Source organism: Saccharothrix lopnurensis, from assembly GCF_042658445.1.
Taxonomy (GTDB): domain Bacteria; phylum Actinomycetota; class Actinomycetes; order Mycobacteriales; family Pseudonocardiaceae; genus Actinosynnema; species Actinosynnema lopnurensis.
In genome coordinates, this window is the sequence record NZ_JBHSQO010000021.1 from 70,834 (window position 1) to 95,950 (window position 25,117).

At 73.4% G+C, this 25,117-nt stretch carries 14 protein-coding genes; 8 read left to right on the plus strand and 6 right to left on the minus strand.

Going from position 1 to position 25,117, the window contains the following annotated elements; translation table 11 throughout:
• The first annotated feature begins 26 nt into the window (after nucleotides 1-26).
• The 6 genes from ACFP3R_RS21145 to ACFP3R_RS21170 are packed head-to-tail and all read left to right on the plus strand — an operon-like array spanning nucleotide 27 to nucleotide 16,322.
• Complete coding sequence (locus ACFP3R_RS21145; RefSeq protein WP_380638085.1) at nucleotides 27-11,156, plus strand: amino acid adenylation domain-containing protein; 11,130 nt, start codon at nucleotides 27-29, stop codon at nucleotides 11,154-11,156.
• On the plus strand, nucleotides 11,153-12,136 hold the full coding sequence (locus ACFP3R_RS21150; protein ID WP_380638086.1) for a 2OG-Fe(II) oxygenase family protein: 984 nt from the start codon (nucleotides 11,153-11,155) through the stop codon (nucleotides 12,134-12,136). Before ACFP3R_RS21145 ends, ACFP3R_RS21150 begins: the two co-directional genes overlap by 4 nt.
• A gap of 55 nt (nucleotides 12,137-12,191) precedes the next feature.
• Nucleotides 12,192-12,887, plus strand: a complete 696-nt coding sequence (locus tag ACFP3R_RS21155; protein ID WP_380638087.1) for a CmcI family methyltransferase — start codon at nucleotides 12,192-12,194, stop codon at nucleotides 12,885-12,887.
• Between the two features lie 7 nt (nucleotides 12,888-12,894).
• Nucleotides 12,895-13,767, plus strand: coding sequence for a CmcJ/NvfI family oxidoreductase (locus ACFP3R_RS21160; RefSeq protein WP_380638088.1), 873 nt, complete (start codon nucleotides 12,895-12,897; stop codon nucleotides 13,765-13,767).
• 51 nt (nucleotides 13,768-13,818) lie between these two features.
• Nucleotides 13,819-14,760 carry a 2OG-Fe(II) oxygenase family protein gene (locus ACFP3R_RS21165; RefSeq protein WP_380638089.1) on the plus strand — a complete coding sequence of 314 codons (942 nt, stop codon included), beginning with the start codon at nucleotides 13,819-13,821 and terminating at the stop codon, nucleotides 14,758-14,760.
• Between the two features lie 2 nt (nucleotides 14,761-14,762).
• A complete protein-coding gene (locus tag ACFP3R_RS21170) occupies nucleotides 14,763-16,322 on the plus strand; it encodes a carbamoyltransferase C-terminal domain-containing protein (protein ID WP_380638090.1) in 1,560 nt (519 codons plus the stop codon).
• 16 nt (nucleotides 16,323-16,338) lie between these two features.
• Here ACFP3R_RS21170 and bla read toward each other — a convergent pair whose 3' ends face one another.
• The 3 genes from bla to ACFP3R_RS21185 form a co-directional block, all read right to left on the minus strand.
• On the minus strand, nucleotides 16,339-17,265 hold the full coding sequence (gene bla / locus ACFP3R_RS21175; RefSeq protein ID WP_380638091.1) for a class A beta-lactamase: 927 nt from the start codon (nucleotides 17,263-17,265) through the stop codon (nucleotides 16,339-16,341).
• Nucleotides 17,266-17,510: 245 nt separating this feature from the next.
• Nucleotides 17,511-18,272 (minus strand): NAD-dependent epimerase/dehydratase family protein, encoded by a 762-nt coding sequence (locus ACFP3R_RS21180; protein ID WP_380638092.1) that lies wholly within the window; start codon nucleotides 18,270-18,272, stop codon nucleotides 17,511-17,513.
• Complete coding sequence (locus ACFP3R_RS21185; RefSeq protein ID WP_380638093.1) at nucleotides 18,272-19,489, minus strand: macrolide family glycosyltransferase; 1,218 nt, start codon at nucleotides 19,487-19,489, stop codon at nucleotides 18,272-18,274. Before ACFP3R_RS21185 ends, ACFP3R_RS21180 begins: the two co-directional genes overlap by 1 nt.
• A 114-nt stretch (nucleotides 19,490-19,603) precedes the next feature.
• Here ACFP3R_RS21185 and ACFP3R_RS21190 point away from each other — a divergent pair, with 114 nt between their 5' ends.
• Together ACFP3R_RS21190 and ACFP3R_RS21195 are read left to right on the plus strand one after the other, a co-directional pair.
• Nucleotides 19,604-21,028: an NDP-hexose 2,3-dehydratase family protein gene (locus ACFP3R_RS21190; protein ID WP_380638094.1), complete on the plus strand. Its 1,425-nt coding sequence runs from the start codon at nucleotides 19,604-19,606 to the stop codon at nucleotides 21,026-21,028.
• Nucleotides 21,029-21,039: 11 nt separating this feature from the next.
• Complete coding sequence (locus tag ACFP3R_RS21195; RefSeq protein ID WP_380638095.1) at nucleotides 21,040-22,158, plus strand: DegT/DnrJ/EryC1/StrS family aminotransferase; 1,119 nt, start codon at nucleotides 21,040-21,042, stop codon at nucleotides 22,156-22,158.
• Nucleotides 22,159-22,224: 66 nt separating this feature from the next.
• On the opposite strand, the gene ACFP3R_RS21200 is transcribed toward ACFP3R_RS21195, so the two are convergent.
• Genes ACFP3R_RS21200 through ACFP3R_RS21210 form a run of 3 tightly spaced genes read right to left on the minus strand, consistent with a single transcriptional unit; the run spans nucleotide 22,225 to nucleotide 25,107 of the window.
• Nucleotides 22,225-22,992, minus strand: coding sequence for an ABC transporter permease (locus ACFP3R_RS21200; RefSeq protein WP_380638096.1), 768 nt, complete (start codon nucleotides 22,990-22,992; stop codon nucleotides 22,225-22,227).
• Nucleotides 22,982-23,971: an ATP-binding cassette domain-containing protein gene (locus tag ACFP3R_RS21205; RefSeq protein ID WP_380638097.1), complete on the minus strand. Its 990-nt coding sequence runs from the start codon at nucleotides 23,969-23,971 to the stop codon at nucleotides 22,982-22,984. Before ACFP3R_RS21205 ends, ACFP3R_RS21200 begins: the two co-directional genes overlap by 11 nt.
• Nucleotides 23,968-25,107: an HAD-IIIC family phosphatase gene (locus ACFP3R_RS21210; protein ID WP_380638098.1), complete on the minus strand. Its 1,140-nt coding sequence runs from the start codon at nucleotides 25,105-25,107 to the stop codon at nucleotides 23,968-23,970. The genes ACFP3R_RS21205 and ACFP3R_RS21210 overlap by 4 nt, the downstream gene beginning before the upstream one ends.
• Nucleotides 25,108-25,117: the final 10 nt, after the last annotated feature.

Here is a 25,117-nt window from a genome sequence, read left to right on the forward strand (position 1 = left end):
CCTCAGTGGAGAAGGAACCACCGCAGATGACGTCGTCACGACACCTGGACTCGGCCGCGGAGTGGCGCGAGCGCATCGCCGGGATCGCGGGCAGGCGGTGCGACCTCGAAATGCTGCTGCGGGACGAGTGGCGGCACCGGATCGCGGTGCGCGACGACGGCTCCGGGCTGCGCGCCACCCACCGCCAGGACCTCGTCCTGGTCCACGACGAGCACGGCATCCCGCGCCCGGCCGGGCGCGACGCCGCGTCGCCCGGGGCGCTCGCGCTCGCGGTGCTGCACAGCGTCCTGCACGCCTACGGGCACGGGCACCAGACCGTCGTCGCGTTCCTGGACCTCGTCGACGCGCCCGACCCCGACGCGGCGCGGGTGCTCCCGGTCGTGGTCGACCACGTGGCGCAGGCCCGGCTCACCTGCGCGGCGGCCGTCGAGGCGATCGACGAGGTCGTGCGCGACCGGAACGCCTACCTGCCCCAGGCCGACCTGTTGCAGCACGGCCTGTTCGACGCGCTCGTGGTGCTCGCGGACCGCGACCTCGTCCCCGAGGAGCTGCCCGCCTGCCCGCTCGTCGTGGTCGTGCGCGACGACCCGGAGAACGGTCGCACCCGGTGGACGCTGTGGTACGCGGGCGACCTGTTCGAGGACAAGATCGTCGTCGGCCTGCTCGACGTGGCCCGCGAGGTGCACGGGCAGTTCAGCGGACGCCCCGAGCAGCTGGTCTCCGACATCGACCTGCTCTCCGCCGAGCAGGAGCTGCAACTGCTGCGGTGGAACGACACCGACGGCGACTTCCCGACCGACACCCGCCTGGACGAGTTGTTCGAGGCGGCCGTGCGGCGGTTCCCCGACGCCGAGGCGGTCGTGTGCGGCGAGGTCCGCCTGACCTACCGCGAGGTGTCCGAGCGCGCGAACCAGGTCGCCAACTGGCTGCTCCGCGCGCCGGTGCGGGTGCGGGTGCGCGACCTCGTCGGCCTCCTGCTCGACAAGAGCGACCTCGGCGTCTCCCTCACCGTCGGCATCTGGCGGGCCGGGGCCGCCTACGTGCCGATCGACCCGGCCTACCCCGCCGAGCGGGTCCGGTTCATCGTCGGCGACACCGGCCTGCGGGTCGTCCTGACCAACCGGCGCCACGTCGAGCGGCTGCGGGACGTCCTCGGGGACGCGCACCCGGGCGTCCGGGTCGTCGCCGTCGAGGACGTCCTCGTGGAGCAGGAGGCCGCCGGGCGGTCCACGCGCGAGCACCCCGGGCTGGCGTTGAGCGCGGGCGACATCGCCTACGCCACCTACACCTCCGGCACCACCGGCGTGCCCAAGGGCGTGCCCAAGTTCCACGACAGCGTCGTCAACAGCATCACCGACCTGTCCGAGCGCTACGACATGCTGCGGCCGGGGGAGGAGCGCGTCGCGCTGTTCGCCTCCTACGTGTTCGAGCCGCACCTGCGCCAGACGCTGATCGCGCTGCTCAACGGGCACACCCTGGTCGTGGTGCCCGACGACGTCCGGCTGGACCCCGACCGGTTCCCGGACTACGTCGAGCGGCACGGCGTGACCTACCTCAACGCCACCGGGTCGGTGCTCCAGCACTTCGACCTGAGCCGCTGCCCGAGCCTGCGCAAGCTGATGCTGGTCGGCGAGGAGCTGACGGCCGCCGGGCTGCGCAGGCTGCGCGAGCGGTTCGGGGGCCTGGTCGTCAACGAGTACGCCTTCACCGAGGCCGCGTTCGTCACCGCGGTCAAGGAGTTCCCGCCCGGTGTCGTGGCCCGGCGCGACCGCAGCATCGGCAGGCCGGTGCGCAACGTGAAGTGGTACGTGCTGAGCCAGGACCTCAAGCAGCTGCCCATCGGCGCGCTCGGCGAGCTCTACATCGGCGGGCGCGGGGTGGCGCCCGGGTACCTCAACCGGGACGACCTGACCGCGGAGCGCTTCACCGCCAACCCGTTCCAGAGCGAGCGGGAACGGGAGCGCGGCGAGAACGGCAGGCTGTACCGCACCGGCGACCTGGCGCGGATGCTGCCCAACGGCGAGGTCGAGTTCATGGGCCGCAGCGATTTCCAGCTCAAGCTGAACGGGGTGCGGGTCGAGCCGGGCGAGATCGAGGCGCGGACCCTGGAGTACCCCGGTGTGCGCGCGTGCGTCGTCGTCGCCCGCGAGGGCCGCGGCGCGGCGGGCAGGTACCTCGTCGGGTACTACGTGGCCGACGACGAGGCGGGCGTGACCGAGGCGGACCTGGTGGCGTTCCTGGAGACCCGCCTGATCCGCATCATGGTGCCCGCCCGGATGGTGCGGATGCCCGCCCTGCCCGTCAACGTCAACGGCAAGGTCGACTGGCGCGCGCTGCCCGAGGTGGACCCGGTCGCCGGGAACGGCGCGCCGGCCACCTCCCCGGCGGCCTCCCCGGTCGCCGCCGACACCCCGGTCGACGACATCGCCGGGGCGCTCCGCGACATCTGGGCCGAGGTGCTCGGCGTGCCGGCCGACCGCGTCGACGACCAGGACGACTTCTTCCGCCTCGGCGGCCAGAGCATCTCCTGCATCCTGCTCATCGCCAGGGTGCGGCAGCGGTTCGGGCGCGCGGTCGAGGTGGCGGACGTGTTCCGCCTCCGCACCCTGGCCGGGATGACGCGGCACCTGGTGGAGCAGCGCAGCCCCGCGATCACCGCCACCGCCACCGACCCCGCCGCCGACACCGGCGGCGAGGTCCGCCTGCCCGCCAACGGCCTCCAGCAGGGCCTCTACTACCACGCCCTGCGGCGCACCGACGAGGACGACGCCTACGTCATGCAGTCGGTGCACCACTACCGCTGCCGCATCGACCCGGACCTGATGCGCGAGGCGTGGCAGCACGCGCGGCGCCGGTACCCGTCGCTGCGGCTGCGCTTCGAGTGGGTCGACGAGCCGGTGCAGGTCGTCGTCGACGACGACGCGCCGGTGGACTGGCGTTACCTCGACCTGACCGACCTCGCCGACGACGCCGCCCGCGAGGAGTGGATCCGGCGGGTGCAGGAGCGGGACCGCGCCGAGCACTTCGACCTCGACCGCGGCGGCCTGTTCCGCGTCTACCTCGTCAAGCAGCGCGACGACCTGTTCACGCTGGTCTTCAGCTGCCACCACGTCATCCTCGACGGGTGGAGCCTGCCGGTGCTGCACGACGAGGTGCACCGCGCCTACCTGCGCCTGGTCCGGGGGCTGCCCGTCGAGCGCGCCTCCGACACCGCCTACGTGGCCGCGCAGCGGTACTGGGCCGAGCGCCGCGGCGACCACGCCGACTACTGGGTGGGCCAGATCGCCCGCATCGACGAGCGCGGCGACTTCGCGGGCCTGCTCAACGAGGCCAGCCGCTACCAGGTCTCGCTCAGCGAGTACGACCACGTGCGCGAGCACCGCACCCGCAGGTTGGGCCTCGGCGCCGAGCGCACCGCGGCGCTGAAGGCGGCGTGCGCGGCCGAGCGCGTCACCCTGCACTCCGTGCTCCAGTTCGTGTGGCACCGGGTGCTGCACGCCATCGGCGGCGGCACCACCACCGTCGTGGGCACCATCGTGTCCGGCCGCAACCTCCCGATCGACGGCGTGGAGGACTCGGTCGGCCTGTTCATCAACACGCTGCCGCTCGTGGTCGACCACCGGGGCCGGGGGCCGGACCGCGTCGCCGACGTGGTGCGCGACATCCAGGACCTGGTCAACACCATGAACGACCGCAGCATCGTGGAGCTGGGCAGGCTGGAGAGCGGCGAGCGCAAGCGCAGCCTGTTCGACACGCTCCTGGTGCTGGAGAACTACCCGGACCTGCTCGCCGAGACCGAGCACGGCGCCGACGAGGAGCTGCTGCGGTTCGAGAAGGCGTACGACTCCGACAAGGTCGACTACCCCATCGCGGTGGTGGCCCGCGAGGAGGGCGACGAGCTGACCGTCACCCTCTGGTACGCGGGGGAGCTGTTCGACGACAGCGCCGTCGACACCCTGGTCGGCGTCACGGACACACTGTTCGCCCAGGTCGCGCGGGACCTGGGGCAGCGGGTCGCCGACCTCGACCCGGTGCCGCCCGCGATGCTGGCCCGGTACGAGGAGTGGAACCGCACGGACGCGGACTTCCCCGGCGACAAGACGCTGCACGGGGTGTTCGAGGAGGTGGCCGCGCGGTGGCCCGACGAGGTCGCCGTGGTCTACCGCGACACCCGCCTGACCTACCGCGAGGTGAACGAGCGCGCCAACCGGCTCGCCCACCACCTGCGCGCGGTCGCGCGGCCGCGGCCGGACGACATCGTCGCGCTGGTGCTGGACAAGGACGAGGCGATGATGGTCGCGATCATCGCGGCCTGGAAGACGGGCGGCGCGTACGTGCCCGTCGACCCCGCCTACCCCGACGACCGCGTGGCGTTCATGCTCTCCGACACCGCCGCGAAGGTGGTGCTCACCAACGAGGCGCACGCCGACCGCCTGCGCCCGCTGGCGGGCGACGCGCCCGTGCTGGCGATCGAGGGCCTGCGGCTGGACCACCTGCCCGCGGCCAACCCGGTCACCGACGTCACGAGCACCGACCTGGCCTACGCGATCTACACCTCGGGCACCACCGGGCGCCCGAAGGCGGTGCTGGTCGAGCACCGCGGCGTGGTGAACCTCCAGTGGTCGCTCTCGCGGACCTTCTCGCTGTCCAAGGAGGACGGCGACGAGGCGTTCCTCTCCTTCTCCAACTACATCTTCGACCACTTCGTGGAGCAGTTCACCGACGCGCTGCTCAACGGGCAGAAGCTCGTCGTGCTCGACGACACCATGCGCGCCGACGAGGCGCGGCTGTGCCGGTACCTCACCGACGAGCGGGTCACCTACCTGTCCGGCACGCCGTCCGTGCTCTCGCTCTACGACTTCACCGCGGCCACGTCGCTGACCCGCGTCGACGCCATCGGCGAGGACTTCACCGAGCCCGTGTTCGACAAGATCCGCCGCACCTACCCCGGCACCGTCATCAACGGCTACGGGCCGACGGAGATCTCGATCACCAGCCACAAGCGGCCCTACCCGCCCGGCGAGCGCCGCGTGAACAAGAGCATCGGGCTCCCGCTCGCCAACTACCACTGCTACGTGCTCGACGGCGCCATGAGGCGGGTGCCGATCGGCGGGGTCGGCGAGCTCTACATCGGTGGCGCCGGGGTGGCCCGCGGCTACCTCAACCGGCCGGACCTGACCGCGGAGCGGTTCCTCGACAACCCCTTCCGGACCGCCGAGCAGGCTGCCGGGGGCGAGAACGCGCGCATGTACAAGACCGGCGACCTGGTGCGGTGGCTGCCGAACGGCGAGGTGGAGTACCTCGGCCGCACCGACCTCCAGGTCAAGATCCGCGGCCAGCGCGTCGAGCTGGGCGAGGTCGAGGCCGCGCTGTCGTCCTACCCGGGCGTCACCCGGGCGCTCGTGGTGGCCCGCACGCACACCGGGTCGAGCACCGCCGCGCCGCAGAAGTACCTGGTGGGCTTCTACATCGCGGACCGGGAGTTCGCGGAGCCGGACCTGAAGGAGTGGATGCGCGGGAAGCTGCCCGAGGCCGTCGTGCCCGCCCGGGTGATCCGCATCGACGACATCCCGGTCACGCCGAGCGGCAAGCTGGACGTCCGCAGGCTCCCCGAGACCGAGTTCGGCGGGGACGGCGCGGGCGACTACGCGCCGCCCTCGGGCGACGTCGAGGTCAAGCTGTGCGGCATCTGGTCGCGGGTGCTCGGGGTCGCGCCGGACCGCATCGGCGCGCACGACGACTTCTTCTCGCTCGGCGGCGACAGCATCCGCGCGATGTCGCTCGCCCAGGGCATCACCACCGGGTTCGGCAGCGGCCTCGGCGTGGCCACCGTCCTGCGGCACACCACGCTGTCCGCGCAGGCCAAGCACATCGCGGCGGCCGCCGCCACGCTCGATGCCGAGGGCGTCGAGGGCGCGGCCGGGCGCCTGGAGCAGCCGCCGGTGTCGCCGGCCCAGGAACGGCTGCTGTTCATCGACGACTTCGAGGGCGGCACGGCGGCCTACAACATCCCGTTCACGCTGCGGCTCGCGGACGAGGGCCTGACGGCGGCGTCGGTCACGGCCGCCGTGCGCGCGCTGGTGCGCCGCCACCCCGCGCTCCGGACGCTGCTGGCCGCGGACGTCGACGGGGTGCTGCGCCAGCGCGTCCTGACCGGGGACGAGGCCATGGCCGCGTTCACCGTCCCGGTGCACGTGGTCGGCACCACCGCCGAGCTGGACGCGCTGCTCGTCGCCCGGTCCGGGCACGTGTTCCGCACCCACGAGGAGCTGCCGATCCTCGCGGACCTGGTCGAACTGGCCGGCGCGCGGTACCTCGGCCTGGTCCTGCACCACACGTGCTTCGACGGCTGGTCGTGGGGCGTGTTCCGGCGCGAGCTGGCCGCGCTGCTGGCCGGCGCACCGGAGTCCGACCTGCCGCGGGTCCGCGCGTCGTACGGGGACTTCGCCGTGTGGCAGCGGCGGTACCTGTCCGGTCGGCGGCTCGCCGAGCTGACCGGTTTCTGGCGCACCGCCCTGGACGGGTTCGAGACGATCCGGCTGCCGCTGGACCACCCCCGGCCCGCCCGGTTCGACCACCGCGGCCGGGAGCTGGAGTTCGCCGTCGACGCGGCCACCACCGAGGCGCTGCGCGAGCTGGCCCGCTCGACGCGGGTGAGCCTCTACGCGGTGCTGCTCAGCGCCTGGTACCTGGTGCTGGCGGGGTACACCGGCCGGCGGGACCTGGTCGTGGGCACGCCGTGGGCGAACCGCGGGCGCCCCGAGTTCGACCACACCGTCGGCTTCTTCGCCAACCTGCTGGCGCTGCGCGTGCGGGTCGAGCCGGACGCCTCGGTGCGCGACCACGTCCGCGCGGTCGGCGAGGCCGTCCTGGCCGCCCAGGTGCACGGCGAGCTGCCGTTCGAGCAGCTGGTCAAGGAGCTCGCGGTGCGCAAGGACCCGAGCCGTCACCCGGTGGTGCAGGTCAACTTCACCCTCCAGAACGCCGCGGGCGACCCGACCGGACCGGACGAGTACCTGCCCGACGCGGACGGCTGGACCGCCACGAAGTTCGACCTGTCCACGACCCTGTGGGAGACCCGGGACGGGCTGCGCGGCAACCTGACCTTCGCCGCGTCCCTGTTCGAGGACGCCACGGCGCGCGGGATCGCCGACACCTTCCGGCACGTGCTCGCCGAGTTGACCCGGCCGGGCCTGGAGCCCGACCGGACCGCGGTGGCCGCGATCGGCCTCGTCGAACCCGTCGCCGAGCCCGAGCCCGAACCTTCTGAGCCCAAATCTTCTGAGCCCAAATCTTCTGGGCAGCCCGCCGCGCGCCGGACGATGCGCGAGGTGTTCGCCGAGGTGGCCGCCACCTGGCCGGACGAGGTCGCGGTGGTGGACGCCACCACGCGCCTGACCTACCGGGAGCTCGACGCGCGGGCCAACCGGCTCGCCCACGACCTGCGCGCCGCCGTCGCGCTGTCGCCCGGTGACCTCGTCGCGCTCGTGCTGGACCAGAGCGCCGCGACGGTCGTGGCGGTCCTGGCCGTGTGGAAGGCGGGCGCGGCCTACCTGCCCGTCGACCCCGGCTCACCCGACGACCGCGTGGCCTTCATGCTGACCGACACCGGGGCGCGCGCGGTGGTGGCCGGTGAGCCGCACGCCGACCGGCTGCGCGCGATCGCGGCCGGGATCCCCGTGCTGGCGGTCGACCGGCCGGCCGGGGGTCCCGAGGACGAACCCCGCACCGCGGCCACCGCCGCCGACCCGGCGTACGCGATCTACACCTCGGGCACCACCGGCAGGCCCAAGGCCGTGCTGGTGACGCACGCGTCCGTCGACAGCTTCCGAGAGCAGCTCGCCGGGCGCTACTTCGGCCCGCCGCGGGAGGGGCGGCAGGGCGTCCTGATGCTCGCGAACTACGTGTTCGACTTCTCGGTGGAGCAGCTGGCCCTGTCGGTGCTCGGCGGGCACAAGCTCATCGTCCCGTCGCCGTCGGCGGCCGAGGACCCGGCGTTCTACGTGCTGGCCGACCGCGAGGGGCTCAGCTACGTCAGCGGCACGCCGACCCAGGTCCAGCGCTTCGACCTGACCCGGCTGCCGCACCTGCGGGCCGTCCTGGTGGCGGGCGAGGTGTTCGGCGCCCACCACTTCTCGAAGATCCGGGCCGAGTTCGCGGGCACCCTCTACAACGCCTACGGCACGACCGAGACCACCGTCTACAACACCGTCCAGTGCTTCGCGCCCGGCGCGGAGCACCGCAACGCGCTCGGCCACCCGCTGGGCAACACCCGGATGCACGTGCTCGGCCACGGCGGCGCGCCGCTGCCCGCCGGGGCGGTCGGCGAGCTGCACGTGGCGGGCGAGTGCGTCGCGGCGGGCTACCTGAACCGGCCCGAGCTGACCGGGGAGCGGTTCGTCCCCAACCCCTTCCGCACCGACGCCGACCGCGCGGCCGGGCGCTTCCCCGTGCTGTACCGCACGGGCGACGTCGTCCGCGTCGGCCCGGACGGCGGGCTGCGCTTCCTCGGGCGCAACGACGACCAGGTCAAGATCAACGGTGTCCGGGTCGAGCCGGGCGAGGTGGAGGCGGCGCTCGCCGCGTGCCCCGGCGTGCGGCAGTGCGCGGTCGTCGCCGGTCCCGACGGCCGCACCCCGGACGGCAGGCGGCTGATCGGCTACTACCTGCCGGACGACGGCGCCGAGGTGACGCGGGACGACGTCCTGGCCGCACTGCGCGCCCGCCTGGCGCCGAGCATGGTGCCCGGCGTGCTGATCCGCCTGGACGGGCCGCTCCCGACCACGATCACCGGCAAGCTCGACACCGCCGCCCTGCCGCAGCCCGACGCCGCGCCCGCGCGGGCGCCCTACGCGGCTCCCCGCGACCGGGTCGAGGCGCGGCTGTGCCGGCTGTGGGGAGCCCGGCTGCCCGTCGAGTCGGTCGGCATCGACGACGACTTCTTCCGCTGCGGCGGCGACTCGATCAGCGCGCTGCACCTGGCGAGCGGCATCCAGCGCGAGCTGGGCAGGCGGGTCGGCGTCAAGGAGGTGTTCGACTTCCCGACCGTGCGGCGGTTCGCGGCGCACGCGGCCACCGCGGCCGGACCGGAGGAGCCCGAGGAGGGCAGGCCCGGCGGCGAGGTGCCCCTGCTCCCGGTGCAGGAGTGGTTCTTCGCCAAACCGCTCGTCGACCGCGACTGCTGGAACCAGCACTTCGCGGTGCGCACCCCGCCGCTGGACCCGGACCGGCTGCGCGCCGCGCTGGCCGGGCTCGTCGACCACCACGACGCGTTCCGGCTGCGCTACCCGGGCGTCCGCGGCGGGGCGGTCCGGCAGGTCTACGCCGACGGGGACCCGGGCGTCGTGCTGCACGAGCTGGACGTGCGCGGCCGGTCCGACGCGGACGTGGCGGCGTGGCTGGAGGCGTTGCAGCACGGGTTCGACCTCGAACACGGCCCGATCGCCGTCGCCGCCCACCTGCACGGGTTCCCCGACGGCAGCACGCGGGTGTGGTTCGCGGCGCACCACCTCGTCGTCGACACCGTCAGCTGGCGCATCCTCGCGCAGGACCTGGAGGTCCTCTACCACGGCGGCGTGCTCGGCCGCCGCACCGCGAGCTACCAGCGGTGGTCGCGGGCGCTGCGCGACTACCGGCCCGCCGGGGACGAGCGGCGGCGCTGGGTCGAGACCGTCCACGGCATGGCGCTGGACGTCCCGCGCCGGGAGGGACCGGCGCGGCACGAGGAGTTTGCGCTGAGCCCGGCCGAGACGCAGGCGCTGCTCACGGAGTCCTCCTGGGCCTACGACACCGAGATCACCGACGTGCTGCTGACCGCGACCGCGCACGCCGTGCGCGCGGTCACCGGGCTGGCGGTCAACCACGTGACGGTGGAGGGGCACGGCCGCGAGCTGTTCGACGGCGCGCCCGACGTGCGCGACACCGTCGGGTGGTTCACCACCATGCACCCCGTCGCCGTGGTGGCCGACCCCGACGACCCCGCCCGCGGCCTCCTGGCCACCCGGGACGCCCGGCGGCTGCCGCACCACGGCATCGGCTACGGCGCCCTGTTCGGCCGCTACGGCGGCGACCGCGCCCCGCTGCCGCCGGTGACCTTCAACTACCTCGGCCGCCTCGACGGCGCCGACCCCGCCGACGGCGACGCCGTCCCCACCGCGGGCTGGCACCTGGACCCCGCGCTCTCGGGCAGCTACCACACCGAGGCCGACGCGGACGCCAACGACGCCGTGGTGGACGTGACGATGAGCTGCGTCGCCGGCCGCCTCGTCACCCGCGTCGACAGCCGGATGGGGGAGCGGGCCACCCGCGCGTTCACCGACGAGCTGGCGACGTGGCTCGCCCGGCTGATCGCCCACACCTCCGCCGCCGCCCGCGACGGGGACGGCCGGGCCCGGCGGCGGGCGGCCGCGCCGACCGAGGGGTTCGAGCCGTACCTCCTCGTCGAGGAGGACGCCGAGCGCACGATCTTCCTGCTGCCGCCGGGCGAGGGCGGCGCGGAGAGCTACCTGGGCAACCTCGCCCGGCGGCTGCCCGGCCACCGGCTGGTGCTGTTCAACAACGTCCACCTGCACACGCCCATGGCCTCCTTCGAGGACCTGGGCCGCTACTACCTCGACCACGTGCGCCGCCTGCAACCCGAGGGCCCCTACGCGTTCCTGGGCTGGAGCTTCGGCGGGGTGCTCGCGCTGGAGATGTCCCGGCAGCTGGCCCTGGCCGGCGAACGGGTCGAGCACCTGGTGCTCATCGACCCCTACCTCGGGGTGCCCCGGGCGTCCGCGGCGATCGGCCTGCCCGACGTCGAGGACGTCCTCGACCCGATCAACTTCCACTACCGGCCGGCCGCCGCGGACCTGGCGCGCCTGGCCGACGCACTCGGCGACGTGGTGCTGTTCAAGGCGGGCGAGGTCAACGACGTCGTCACCGACGAGCGGCAGAGCCGGATCTTCGCCCACTACCAGCGGACCGCGCACAACCACCTCGACCTGCTCGTGCCCGCCGGGTCGATCGAGACCCACGTGCTCGACGGGGCGACGCACCACTCGTGGGTGCACCACGTGGACCTGGTGACCACCATCTGCGACCGGGTCCTGGCCTTGCTCGCCGGGTCGCGGTCGCGGGAGGCCGCGAGAGCAGAAGGGAACGGAGGACCCACATGAAGATGCCGTCCGCCGAAGTGCCCACGATCGACGTGTCGCCGCTGTTCGGCGCCGACGCCGACGCCAAGAAGCAGGTGGCCGAGCAGATCAACAAGGCGTGCCGGGGCTCGGGCTTCTTCTACGCGTCCGGTCACGGTGTCGACGTCCAGCGCCTCCAGGACGTCGTCAACGAGTTCCACCGCACCATGACCGCGGCGGAGAAGCACGAGCTCGCCATCAACGCCTACAACCCGGCGAACCCGCGCGTGCGCAACGGCTACTACAAGGCCATCGAGGGGAAGAAGGCGGTGGAGTCCTTCTGCTACCTCAACCCCGACTTCGACGAGGACCACCCGATGATCCGCGCGGGGGTGCCCGGCCACGAGGTCAACACCTGGCCGGACGCGGAGCGCCACCCCGGCTTCCGGGAGTTCTGCGAGGAGTACTTCCGGACGATGTTCACCCTGTCCAAGGGGCTGATGCGGGGTTTCGCCCTGGCCCTGGGCAAGGACGAGCTGTTCTTCGAGCCGGAGCTGCGCGAGTCCGAGACGCTGTCCGCGGTCTCGCTGATCCGCTACCCGCGCCTGGAGACCTACCCGCCGGTGAAGACCGGCCCGGACGGTGAGCCGCTGAGCTTCGAGGACCACTTCGACGTCTCGACGATCACCGTGCTGTTCCAGACCGCGGTGCAGAACCTCCAGGTCGAGACCGTCGACGGGTGGCGGGACCTGCCGACCGACAGCGACAACTTCCTGGTCAACGCGGGCACCTACCTCGCGCACCTGACCCACGACTACTTCCCGGCCCCGCTGCACCGGGTGAAGTTCGTCAACGCCGAGCGCCTCTCGCTGCCGTTCTTCTTCCACGCGGGCAACGACACGCTCATCCAGCCGTTCTCCCCGGACGGCGCGCACGAGGGCGAGCCGAACGAGGCGGTCAGCTACGGCGACTACCTGCGGCACGGCCTGACCGCGCTCATCAAGAAGAACGGCCAGACCTGAGCGGTCCGGCCACGACCCCGAACCCGACGCGACACGTGAGGAAACGACGAAGCGCATGGGCGAGACCCCTCAGGAATTCCTGGACCTGAACGACTTCCGGGGCGTCGGCGAGGACCCGGTGTGGCACCCGCCGGTCCTGGCGGACCGGCCGAGGGACTGGCCGCTGGACCAGTGGGCCGAAGCGCCACGCGACCTCGGGTACCCCGACTTCGCCCGCTACCAGTGGCGGGGCCTGCGGTTGCTCAAGGACCCGGACACGCAGGCCGCCTACCACGACCTGCTCTGCGAGCTGCGACCGCGCACGGTCGTGGAGCTGGGCGTGTTCAGCGGCGGCTCGCTGATGTGGTTCCGCGACATGGCCCGGCTCATGGACCTGGACTGCCGGGTCGTCGGCATCGACCGCGACCTGGGCCGCTGCCGGATTCCCGAGTCGGAGATGGCCGGGATCACCCTGAGCGAGGCCGACTGCGCGGACCTCACGACGTTCGAGCAGCTGCGGGACCTGCCGCACCCGCTGCTGTTCATCGACGACGCGCACGCCAACACGTTCAACGTCATGCGGTGGACGGTGGACAACCTGCTGGTGGCGGGCGACTACTTCGTGATCGAGGACATGATCCCCTACTGGCACCGGTACTGCCCGAACCTGCTGGAGGAGTACCTGGGCGCGTTCGGCAAGACGCTGTCGATGGACATGGTGTACGCCAACGCCAGCGCGCAGCTGGACCGCGGCGTGTTCCGCAGGCGGTGAGGCGCCCGTGCCGACAGTGACCAGCCCGCTGTTCTACGCGGCGCCGCTGACCCCGGACGGCCGGGTCGACGACTGGTGCATCGACGCCGTGTCCCGGCCGCCCGACGTGCTGTTCAACTTCCGCAAGGTCCCCGTCGACACCGCCATCACCGACCTGCGCGCCGGCGGGACCCGGCCGGACCTCGACGGCGCGGGGTTCGAGAAGGTCGAGGCGCCGACGCGCGTCGACCAGCAGGCCCTCTTCGCCCGCGAGCCCGGGGCGATCGCCGCCTACCAGGAGGAGGTCGGGGACCTGCTGCTGGCCCGCACCGGGGCCGCGCGCGTGTCGTTCTTCGACGCCACCGTCCGGGTGGAGGACACCGGCGCGCCGCGCGACCCGGACAACCAGGCGCCGCACCAGCGGGTCCACGTCGACCAGAGCCCCGGCAGCGCCTGGGCCCGCGCCGCGGACCACGGCGGTCCCGGCCGGTCGTCCCGCCGGTTCCAGATCGTCAACGCGTGGCGCCCGCTGCTCGCGCCGGTGCGCAACTACCCGTTGGCGCTGTGCGACTTCCGGTCGCTCGACCCGGCCGCCGACCTGGTGGCGACGAGGCTCGACTTCCCCGACTGGCTGCGGGACCGGGAGAACTACTCGGTCCGGCACAACCCCGCCCACCGCTGGTACTTCTGGGACGCGCTCACCCCGGCCGAGGTCGTGCTGTTCAAGTGCTACGACAGCGCCAGCCGCGCACTGCCGCACGCGGACGGCGCGACCCCGGACCGGGAGCTCGCCGACGTGGCCGGGCTCTCCCCGCACTCGGCGTTCTTCGTGCCGGACGGCCCCGCCACCGGCAGGCTGCGGGTGTCCCTGGAGGTGCGGGCACTGCTGTTCCACGACTGAGCCACCCCCCGCCGGCGACCGCCGCACGTCACGACAAGGAGCACCAGGACCATGGCCGACACGACTGTCCCGCTCTTCAGCCTCGCCGAGCTGGAGCGGGGCGCGCACCGGGACGAGTTCCACCGCTGCGTCACCGAGCTGGGGGTCTTCTACCTCACCGACTACGGGGTCACCGAGGAGGACCACCGGCTGGCCACCGACACGGCCACCGGCTTCTTCTTCACGGGCACGCCCGAGGAGAAGCGGGCGATGACCACCGGCGTGCCGACCCTGCGCCGCGGCTACTCCGCGCTGGAGGCCGAGAGCACGGCGCAGGTCACCCGCACCGGCTCCTACACCGACTACTCCGAGTCCTACTCCATGGGGATCGACCGCAACCTGTTCCCCTCCGAGCGGTTCGAGCAGGTCTGGACCGGCTACTTCGACCGCCTCCACGCCGCGGCGCGGCGCACCTGCGCGGCGGTGCTGGAGGCGAGCGGCTCCTACGACGGCGGGGACCTGGAGACCCTGCTCGACTGCGATCCGGTGCTCCGGCTGCGGTACTTCCCCGAGGTCCCCGAGCACCGGGCGGCCGAGCACGAGCCCCGGCGGATGGCCCCGCACTACGACCTGTCCCTGATCACGTTCGTCCACCAGACGCCCTGCGCCAACGGGTTCGTCAGCCTCCAGGCCGAGGTCCACGGCGAGCTGGTGGACCTGCCCGCGGTGCCCGACGCCGTGGTGGTGCTGTGCGGCGCCATCGCCCCGCTCGTCACGCGGGGCACCGTGCCCGCCCCCCGGCACCACGTGCGCTCGCCGGGGGCGCACCTGCGGGAGGGCAGCGACCGCACGTCGAGCGTGTTCTTCCTGCGCCCGTCGATCGACTTCTCGTTCTCGGTCGCCAAGGCCCGCGAGTACGGCCTGGCCGTCGACATCGACGTGCCCGGCGACACCGCCACGTTCGGCGACTGGATCGGCACCAACTACGTCACCATGCACGCGAAGGAAGGCTGAGGATGCTCGTCGTCGCCGTCAAGCCGGGGCACGATGGCGCGATCGCCGCCATCGGTGACCGCGAGCTGCTCTTCTCGCTGGAGTCGGAGAAGGACTCCCGCCCCCGGTACTCGCCCCTGCTGCCGACGACGGTCCTCGACATCGCCGAGCACCTCGGCGAGATCCCCGACGTGGTCGCCCTGGGCGGGTGGGCCGACCTGCGCCCGCGCGGCGTCGTCCGCACCGGCGCCGGGTACACCGGCATCCAGGAACCCCAGATCGGCACGTCCCGCTTCTTCGGCAAGGAGGTCACCTACTTCAGCTCCACCCACGAGCGCTCCCACGTCTACATGGCGCTGGGCATGGGGGAGCGGAGCAGCGCGCCGGAGCGGACCGTGCTGGTCTGGGAGGGCGACGTGGGCGCCTTCTACGTCGTCGACGCCGAGCACCGCATCACCCGCAGGGTGCCGGTGATGAGCGGACCGGGCGCCCGGTACTCGTTCCTGTTCGGCCTCGCCGACCCGACGTTCCCGGACACCGGCGGCAAGCCGCGCCTCAACGACGCGGGCAAGCTGATGGCCCTGGCCGCCTTCGGCGACGCCGCGGAGGCCGGTCCCGAGATCGTGCACGTGGTCGACCGCATCCTGAAGCAGGACTCGATGTACCCGGCGCCCAAGGTCGAGTACCAGGGCACGGTGCTGCACAACGCGGGCGTGGAGTCCGCCGAGTGCAAGACGGCCGCCGCCCTGCTCACCGCGCGCGTCTTCGAGGCGTTCGCGGCCGTGGCCCGCGCGGAGCTGCCCGAGGGCAGCCCGCTCTACATCTCCGGCGGCTGCGGGCTCAACTGCGACTGGAACCGGGCCTGGGCCGACCTCGGCTACTTCTCGTCGGTGTTCGTCGCGCCCTGCACGAACGACTCCGGTTCCGCGGTGGGCACGGCGATCGACGCGCTGACGGCGTGCACGGGCGACCCGCACATCGACTGGAGCGTCTACAGCGGGCTGGACTTCGTCGAGGACGCCCGCCCCGACCCGGCCACGTGGCGGTCCCGCCGGCTCGACGACGCCGAGCTGGCGCGGGCGCTGTCGACGGGCCGCGTGGTGGCGTGGGTACAGGGGCGCTGGGAGATCGGCCCGCGCGCGCTGGGCAACCGGTCGCTCCTGGCCGAGCCGTTCGGCTCGGGCACCCGCGACCGGCTCAACGACATCAAGCAGCGCGAGGACTACCGGCCGATCGCCCCGGTCTGCCGCGTCGAGGACCTGGGGCAGGTCTTCCACGAGACCTTCGAGGACCCGCACATGCTGTACTTCCGCCGGGTGCGGGAGTCGAGCGGCGTGCGGGCGGTGACCCACGTGGACGGCTCGGCCCGGGTCCAGACCGTCCGGGAGTCCGGCAACCCGCGCCTGCACCGGCTGCTGAGCGCGTTCGCGGTCGAGCGGGGGGCGGGCGTGCTGTGCAACACGTCCCTCAACTTCAACGGGGAGGGCTTCATCAACCGCACCTCGGACCTGGTGCGGTACTGCGAGTCCCGGGGCGTCGACGACATGGTCATCGGCGACACGTGGTTCGAGCGGGTCCGCTGAGGAGCGGCCCCGCCTCTCAGCTCTCGGCCAGGACCCGCACCACGACGCGGGTGGCGTCGGCGATCAGCGCGTCCACCTGGTCGGCGCCCTGGCGGTCCCTGCTCGTCATCACGGCGATGATGATCGGGTCCCGGTCCGGTGGCCACACCACCGCGATGTCGTTGCGCCCGCCGTAGGACGCGGTGCCGGTCTTGTCCCCGACGACCCAGCCCTCCGGCACGCCGGCCCGGACCACGGCGGCGCCGGTGGTGTTGCCGCGCAGCCAGCCGAGGAAGACCTCGCGGTCGGCGTCGTCCAGCGCCTCGCCGAGGGCGAACTGCCGGAGGTTGTCGGCCATCGCCCTCGGCGTGCTCGTGTCGCGCGGGTCGCCCGGCACCGCCGAGGACAGGTCCGGCTCGTACCGGTCGGCCGAGGTGACGTCGTCGCCGAGCTCGCCCAGGGCGGAGTCGTACCCCCCGGGACCCCCGAGGCGCCGCAGCAGCAGGTTGCCCGCCGTGTTGTCGCTGTACCGCACGGCGGCGTCGCACAGCTCGCGCCACGTCATCGTGGTGCCCGCCCGGGTCTCGGTGACGGGGGAGTTGGCGAGCAGGTCGGCGGCCTCGACCCGGACGGGCTCCTCGAACTGCGCCGGCGTGGTGTCCGCCAGCACCAGCGCCGCCGCGAACGCCTTGAACGTGGACGCGTACGCGAACCGCTCGTCGGCCCCGTACGCGACCGCGCGCCCCGACCCGGTGTCCACGGCGTACACCCCGAGCCGGGCGTCGTGGACCGACTCCAGGCGGGCGAACTCCGGCGCGACGGCGGGATCGTCCACCTCGACGGCCGGAGCGGGCGCGCTCGACGCGCTCGACGAGGTCGGGCCGGGCGACACCGCGCTCTCGGGCGAGGACTGCCCCGCGGGCGACGAACACCCCCCGACCGCCGCGCAGAGGAGAACGGTCACAGCACACAGCCGCTGGATCACGCCGCAGGACGTCCTTTCCGGCACAAAACCCGAATTTACCCGAGCCAGTGTAGGCCGCACCGGGAATCGGTGGCCGTGCCGGTGGACATCTTCACGCTTTCAGGTGGTGATGGATATGTTCTGACCACTGCGTTCCCGGTATTTCCGGTGAGGTGGCCCGCCGGTCCGGAACCCACGCATTCCGAATGCGGACGACCCGCCGGGAAATCGCGGGTGCGCGGCGGTCAGGCGGGCGCGGGTGTGGGCCAGTAGTGGCCGATGTAGCGGTCGAGCATGTCCTCCACGTACCCCGGCTCGCGCACCCGGCCCAGGGCGGGGACCAGGTCGCACAGCTTGTCCACCGACACGAGGGTGCGCACGGGCGGCACCCGCACGACCTGGTAGACCGGGGTGGCGCCCATCCGGTGGGCCATGGCGCGCGCCAGGTCGGCCACCGGCCGGGGGGTGCCCGAGGCGACGTTGACGACCTCGTCGCGCACGCCGAGGTCGAGCAGCGCGTCCACGGCGTGCACGACGTCGAGCACGTCCACCAGGTCGCGGTAGGTGCCCTCGTGGAGCTTGACGGTGCCGGAACCGATCTGCTTGACGAAATTGGGCAGCAGTTGGTGCTCGCGCTGCCAGCGGCCGATGGCGTGGCTCATGCGCAGGACCAGCCACGGCACGCCGGAGTCGCGCACGAGGGCTTCCATGCGGCGTTTGTGGTTGCCGTAGGGGGAATCGGTGGTGGTGGGCACGTCCTCCGGCGCGGGGTGGGTGGTCGTGGTGCCGTACATGGCGTGCGAGGCGCTGGAGAAGAACACCAGGGTCGAGCCCGCGCGGCGGCAGCGGTCGAGGGCGTCGAGGACCAGGTCCGCCTCCCGGGAGAACATCTCGCGGGACAGGACGCTGGTGCTGGACACCCCCGCGGCCAGCACCAGGGCGTGCGGGTGGCGGTGGGCCACGCCGGACAGGTTGCGCGCCACGAAACCGCGGCCGACGATCTCCATCAGGGTCCACTCCTGGCGGTGGCGGGCAGGTGGGCCTCCAGGGCGTCGGCGGCGGCTCCCGTGCCGCCCGCGGCGCGGGTCCGCTCGCGCAGGGCGCGCGTCGCGGTGGTCGTGGTCGGGTCCGCCAGCAGGGCCGCCACGGCGGAGCGCAGGCGGGCGCCGGTGGCCTCCCCGCCCGCGAGCACGGTGCCCGCGCCGAGCGCGGCGGCGCGGCGGGACAGCAGCAGGGACTCGGACATGTGCGGCACGGCGACCACGGGCACCCCGGTCAGCAGCGCCATCATCAGGCTGTTGAGCCCGCCGGCGGTGACGAAGGCCGCGGCGTGCTCCAGCACCGCCAGCTGCGGCACCCACGCGTGCGCCTCCACATTGGGCGGCAGCTCGCCCAGCGCCTCCGGCGCGACCCCGCCGCCGAGGGCGAGCACCACGTGCCAGGGCGCGTCGGCGACCGCGTCGGCGCACTCGCGGAAGAGCCCGGGATCGCCGTTGACCGTGGTGCCCATGGACACCAGCACCACGGGCCGGTCGTCCGGTGGCTCCCAGCGGCCCTCCAGGTCGTCGTCCCCCAGGCAGGGGCCCACGAACGCGGTGCGCTCGTCGAAGGTGTCTGCGGCGATCTGGAACACCCGGGGCACGTAGACCAGCGCGCGGTCGGCCGCCCAGCCGACCAGCGCCTCGGGGGTGTCGGGCAGGCCGCGTTCGGCGGCGAACGCGGCGGCGAGCCTGCGGCGCTCCACCAGCGCCGGGTGGCCGCGCCGGACACCGCCTGCCTTGAGCAGCGCGTCGAGCTGGGAGTAGTAGCGGTTGGAGGCCATGGACGGCGTCGACTGCACGGCCGGGCAGCCCCAGGCGTGCTCCAGGGCGCGGCCGAGCGGGGCCAGCGACATGTCGTGCACCACGAGGTCGGGCCGGTCCCCGGCGAACGCCCGCTCCGCGCACGCGGTGAGGTGGGCGCTCTCGACGAAGAACAGCACGGTCGACCAGGCCAGCGCGTTGGCGTCCTGGTCGGCGTTGGCCGCCTGGCCTGGTCCCAACCACTCGGCCATCCGGGTCTCGTAGGGCACGACGGTCGCGCCGGTGGCGGCGGCGGCCCCGGCGAAGCCCGGGGTGGCGGCGAAGCTCACCCGGTGCCCGCGGCGGACCAGCTCGGCGGCCACGGCCAGCGGCGGTCTCATGTGGCCGTGGGCCGGGATGGAGAAGAACGCGATGTGTGCCACGGCCGGGCGCCTCCCACGACTTCGACGACGCGCCCCAGCCTAGGAGCTCCGATCTCGGGATTTCCCTAGTGCGCGAGCAGCGATCCTCAGGGGCACGCCCCCCGAGGAGGAACCGTGCACCCAGTCGTCGAACCCGGTCAGCTGCGCCGGGCCGACCCGAGCCGGTCCTCCCGGCTGGAGCGGTCCCTGCGGGCCCGCGAGGGCGGGGTGCTCGACGACGCCGGGTTCCGCGCGTGGCTGGCCGACCGCAGGCGCGCGCAGTGCCAGGAGGTGCGGCGGGTGCCGCTGACGTCGATGGACCGGTGGGGCTTCGCCCACGAGACCGGCAACCTCGGGCACGTCAGCGGTCGGTTCTTCACCGTGGAGGGCATCCACGTCACCACGGACTGCGGCCCGGTCCGCGAGTGGGCGCAGCCGATCATCAACCAGCCCGAGATCGGCATCCTCGGCATCGCCGTGCGCGAGATCGACGGCGTGCTGCACTGCCTGGTGCAGGCCAAGTACGAGCCGGGCAACGTCAACGGCGTGCAGTTGTCGCCGACCGTGCAGGCCACCCGCAGCAACTACACGCGCGTGCACGGCGGGGCGGAGGTGCCCTACCTGCCGCTGTTCCGCGAGGCCGAGCCGTCGCGCGTGCTGGCCGACGTGCTCCAGTCCGAGCAGGGCGCGTGGTTCTACCGCAAGCGCAACCGCAACATGGTCGTGGAGGTCGGCGACGACGTCGAGGCGGGCGAGGACTTCTGCTGGCTGACCCTCGGGCAGCTGCTGGACCTGCTGCGCGAGGACGACCTGGTCAGCATGGACGCGCGCACCGTGCTGTCGTGCCTGCCCTACGGCGGCGGCGAGGGCGAGGGTCCCACCCCGTTCGCCGAGGCGCTGCGCCGCTCGCGCCGCGCCGAGGAGGGCGGCCTGCACACCACCACCGAGGTGCTGAGCTGGATCACCGGCATGCACGCCCGGCACGAACTGCTCGCGCGCCGCATCCCGCTGTGCGCGGTGGCGGACTGGAAGCGCACCGACTACGAGATCGCGCACGTGGAGGGCCGCTACTTCAAGGTCGTCGCGGTCGACGTGGTGGCCAACAGCCGCGAGGTGTCGTCCTGGCAGCAGCCGCTGCTGGAACCGGTCGGCACCGGGATCGCGGCGCTGCTGGTGCGCGAGTTCCACGGCGTGCTGCACGTGCTGGTCAACGCGCACGTCGAACCCGGCTACCTGGACACGGTGGAGCTGGCGCCGACCGTGCAGGCCACCCCGGCGAACTACGCCCACGTGCCGGCCGGGCACCGACCGCGCTTCCTGGACCTGGTGCTCGACCCGGACCCGGCGAAGGTCCGCTTCGACACCGTGCTGTCCGAGGAGGGCGGCCGGTTCCTGCACGCCCGCACCCGCTACCTGGTGGTGGAGGACGAGTCGGTGCCCGCGCAGGCCCCGCCGGGCTTCCACTGGCTGACCGCGCACCAGCTCGCCGAGCTGCTCCAGCACAGCCACTACATCAACGTGCAGGCCAGGACGCTGTTCGCGTGCCTGCTAGCCGCCTGAAAGGGGAACCGGTGTCCGGAACCACCCACTACGTCTGGGGTTACCTGCGTGAGTACGAGGCCGAGCGGGAGGACCTGCTGGCCGCCGTGGACGCCGTCTTCGGCTCCGGGCAGCTCGTGCTGGGCCCGGCGGTCGCCGGGTTCGAGGAGGCGTTCGCCGCCTGGCACGGCGTCGCGCACTGCGTCGGCGTCGACAACGGCACCAACGCGCTCGTGCTGGGCCTGCGCGCGCTGGGCATCGGCGCGGGCGACGAGGTGATCACCGTGTCGAACACCGCCGCGCCGACCGTCGTGGCGATCGACGCCGTGGGCGCGACCCCGGTGTTCGTCGACGTGCACGAGGACACGTACCTGATGGACGTGGACCAGGTGGAGGCGGCCATCACGCCGCGCACCCGCGCGCTGCTGCCGGTGCACCTGTACGGCCAGTGCGTGGACCTGGAGGCGCTGACCGCGATCGCGGACCGGCACGGCCTGCCGATCCTGGAGGACTGCGCGCAGGCGCACGGGGCGCGGCGCAACGGGGTGCTCGCGGGCGCCACGGGCCGCGCGGCGGCGTTCTCCTTCTACCCCACCAAGGTGCTGGGCGCCTACGGCGACGCGGGCGCCACGATCACCTCGGACCCGCAGGTCGACGCGAACCTGCGCCGGCTGCGCTACTACGGCATGGAGAAGGTCTACCACGTCGTCTCCACGCCCGGGTACAACAGCAGGCTCGACGAGGTGCAGGCGGCGATCCTGACCCGCAAGCTGACCCGCCTGGACGCCTACGTGGCCGGCCGCCGCGCCGTCGCCGCCCGCTACGCCGAGGCGCTGGGGGGCACCGGGCTCGTGCTGCCCGCCCTCGCGCCGGGCAACGACCACGTCTACTACGTCTACGTGGTGCGGCACCCGCTGCGGGAGAAGATCATGGAGGGGATGCGGGAGCACGGCGTGCAGCTCAACATCAGCTACCCGTGGCCGGTGCACCGGCAGCGGGGCTTCACCCACCTCGGGCTGGGCGAGGGCTCGCTGCCGGTGACCGAGCGGCTGGCCGAGGAGATCTTCTCGCTGCCCATGTACCCCTCGCTGCCCACCGGGGAGCAGGACCACGTGATCGAGTCCCTGCTCGACGTGCTCGACCGGCTCTGAGCGGTGCGGAACGGGGGTCGGGAGCGGATCACCGCTCCCGACCCCCGTTCCGCGGGGGAGGGTGGCTCAGGCGTCGTCGCGGCGCAGCGTCCGCGCGCCCCACCACACCGACGCCGCCGCCATCACGACCAGCAGCACCATGCCGGTGGACAGCGCGGAGAAGGCGAGGTCGCCGCGGAACCCGGCCCGGCCCGCGTCCACCACGTGCGTGAGCGGGTTGAGCCGGGAGAGGGTGTAGAGCCACTGCGGCGCCAGGCCGGTGGTGATGGGGATGAGCATCCCGGAGAGCAGCAGCAGCGGCATCAGCACCGTGTTGATCAGCCCGAGGAACGCCTCCTCGTTGCGCAGCACCAGCGCCAGCGCCTGCGAGGCCGACGCCAGGGCCACCGACAGCAGCGCCGCGACCAGCAGGATCATCCCGACGCCGACCGGGGTGGCGGTCAGGTCGAACAGCAGCACCGCGATGCCGATGATCAGCAGCGACTGCACGACCGTGTGCACGGTGTTGGTCAGCGTCCGGCCCAGCAGCAGCGCGACCGCGCTCGCCGGCGTCACGCGCAACCGCTCCAGCAGGCCGTTCTGCCGGTCCGACAGCAGCGTGAACCCGGCGAAGGAGGCGCTGAACAGCGCCAGCTGGATGATCAGGGCCGGGGTGAACACGGTCCAGCTGTCGCCGGGCGGGAACCCCGGCATCGCCCCGACGAGCTTCTCCATCAGGGGTCCGAACAGCAGCAGGAAGAACAGCGGCTGGGTCATGGCCACGGCCATCAGGCCCGGGTTCCGCAGGGACGGCAGCAGCTCCATGCGGAACAGCAGCCCGGTGTCACGCAACACTGTCGGCCTCCTCGGTCGGCGCCGTCCCGCCGGCCTCGCCCGCCTCGCGCAGGGCGCGGCCGGTGAGGTCGAGGAACACGTCGTCGAGCGTGGGCCGGTGCATCTGCACGGACCTCAGCGGCACGCGCGCCGCGTCCAGCGCCCGCAGCACGGTGGGCAGCGCGGTCCCGCCGTCGCGGACCCGGCAGCGGACGCCGTCGGCGCCGGCGTGGACCTCGCCCACGTCGGGCAGCGCCCGGAGGCAGCGCACCGCGTCGTCCACCCGGTCCACGCCGAGCAGCAGGGTGTCGCCGCCCAGGGCGCGCTTGAGCTCGTCGGGCGACCCGGAGGCGACCACCCGGCCCCGGTCGACCACCAGCACGCGGTCGGCCAGCGAGTCGGCCTCGTCCAGGTAGTGCGTGGTCACCACGACGGTGATGCCGCGCTCCTCGCGCAGCCGGCGGATGTGCTGCCACAGGTTGGCCCGGCTCTGCGGGTCCAGGCTGGTGGTGGGCTCGTCGAGGAACACCAGCCGCGGTTCGTGGATCAGCCCGAGCGCGAGGTCCAGGCGGCGGCGCTGCCCGCCCGACAGCGTTTTGCCCACCCGGCCCCCCAGGCCGTTGAGGTCCAGCTCGGCGGCCAGCCGCTCCGCGCGCCGCCGGGCCTCGGCCTTGGCCAGGCCGTGGATGCGGCCCTGGAGCACCAGGTCCTCCAGCACCCGGCAGTCGGGGGCCGACCCGCCGTGCTGGGCGACGTAGCCGATGCGGCGGCGCACCCCGGTGGGGTCGGCCACCAGGTCGCACCCGGCGATCCGCGCGGCGCCGGCGCTGGGCCGCAGCAGGGTGGTCAGCATCCGCAGGGTCGTGGTCTTGCCCGCGCCGTTGGGGCCGAGCAGGGCGACGATCTCCCCGGCGGCCACGTCGAGGTCCACGCCGCGCACGGCGTGCACGACGCCGCGCCGCGTGGCGTAGTCGCGGGTCAACCCGCGCGCGCTGATCACCGGACCGCCGCCGTCATCAGCTCGGGCGCGTACAGGGCCATCGTCGCCGGCGGCGGCTGCGGCGCGGGCACCAGGTGCAGGCGCTGCACCTCCCCGGCGCCGTCGCCGTCCCGGTCCCCGGCGCCGTCGCCGTCCCCGGTGGTGTCCGCGTCGATTTCCGCGCCGATCTCCGCGCGGCACGGGCACGGGTCGTCGGTGTAGCCGGAGAACCGGTAGGCCACCTCCATCACCCGGTTGCGGTCGGTGCGCCGGAAGTCGGCGACCAGGTGCACCCGCGCCCGGTACGCCTGGTCGGCCAGCCAGGTCAGGATCACCGCGCCCGCCCCGAACGCGACCACCCGGCACGAGGTGGCCAGCAGCTTGAGCCGCCACACCCGGTCGTGCTTCTCGACCAGCACCACGCCGATCGCGCCGTGCGCGCCGAACCGGTCGTCCATCGTGGCCACCAGCACCTCGTGCGCGGGGTCGTCGAGCAGCTCGCGCAGCGCGGCGTCCGGGTAGTGGACGCCGGTGGCGTTCATCTGGCTGGTGCGCAGGGTCAGCTCGGCGACGCGGGTCAGGTCGTCCGGTCCGGCGCGGCGGATGCCCAGGCGCATCTCCAGCGAGCGCAGGAAGTCCTGGTCGGCGCCCGCGAACTCCTCCTTGGCGTGGGTCCGCTGCCGCCCCGCCTGGTACCTGGCGCGGCGGCGGCGCGAGTCCTCGGTGACCGCCTCGGGGGTGAAGTCGGGCAGGTCGAGCAGGCCGGGCACGTCCTCGTGGGTGAGGCAGCGCACCTCGGGCAGGTGGTGGGCGACCTCGGCGCGCTCGGCCGGCTGGTCGTCGACGAACGCGATCGTGCCGAGCGCGAAGCCCAGCTCCTCCGCGATGTCCCGCACCGCGGCCGACTTCGGGCCCCAGCCGATGCGCGCGGCCACGAAGTACCCGGCGACGCCGAGCGCCTCCAGCCGCGCCCAGGCGTGGTCGTGGTCGTTGCGGCTGGCCACGGCCTGGAGCACGCCGCGCTCGTCGAGGGCGGTGACGGTGCGCAGCACGTCCTCGCGCAGCACACCACCGCCGTCCTCCAGCAGGGTGCCCTGCCACAGCGTGTTGTCCAGGTCCCACACCAGGCACTTGACCAGCGCGGTCGATCGGTCCACCGGAGTCCTC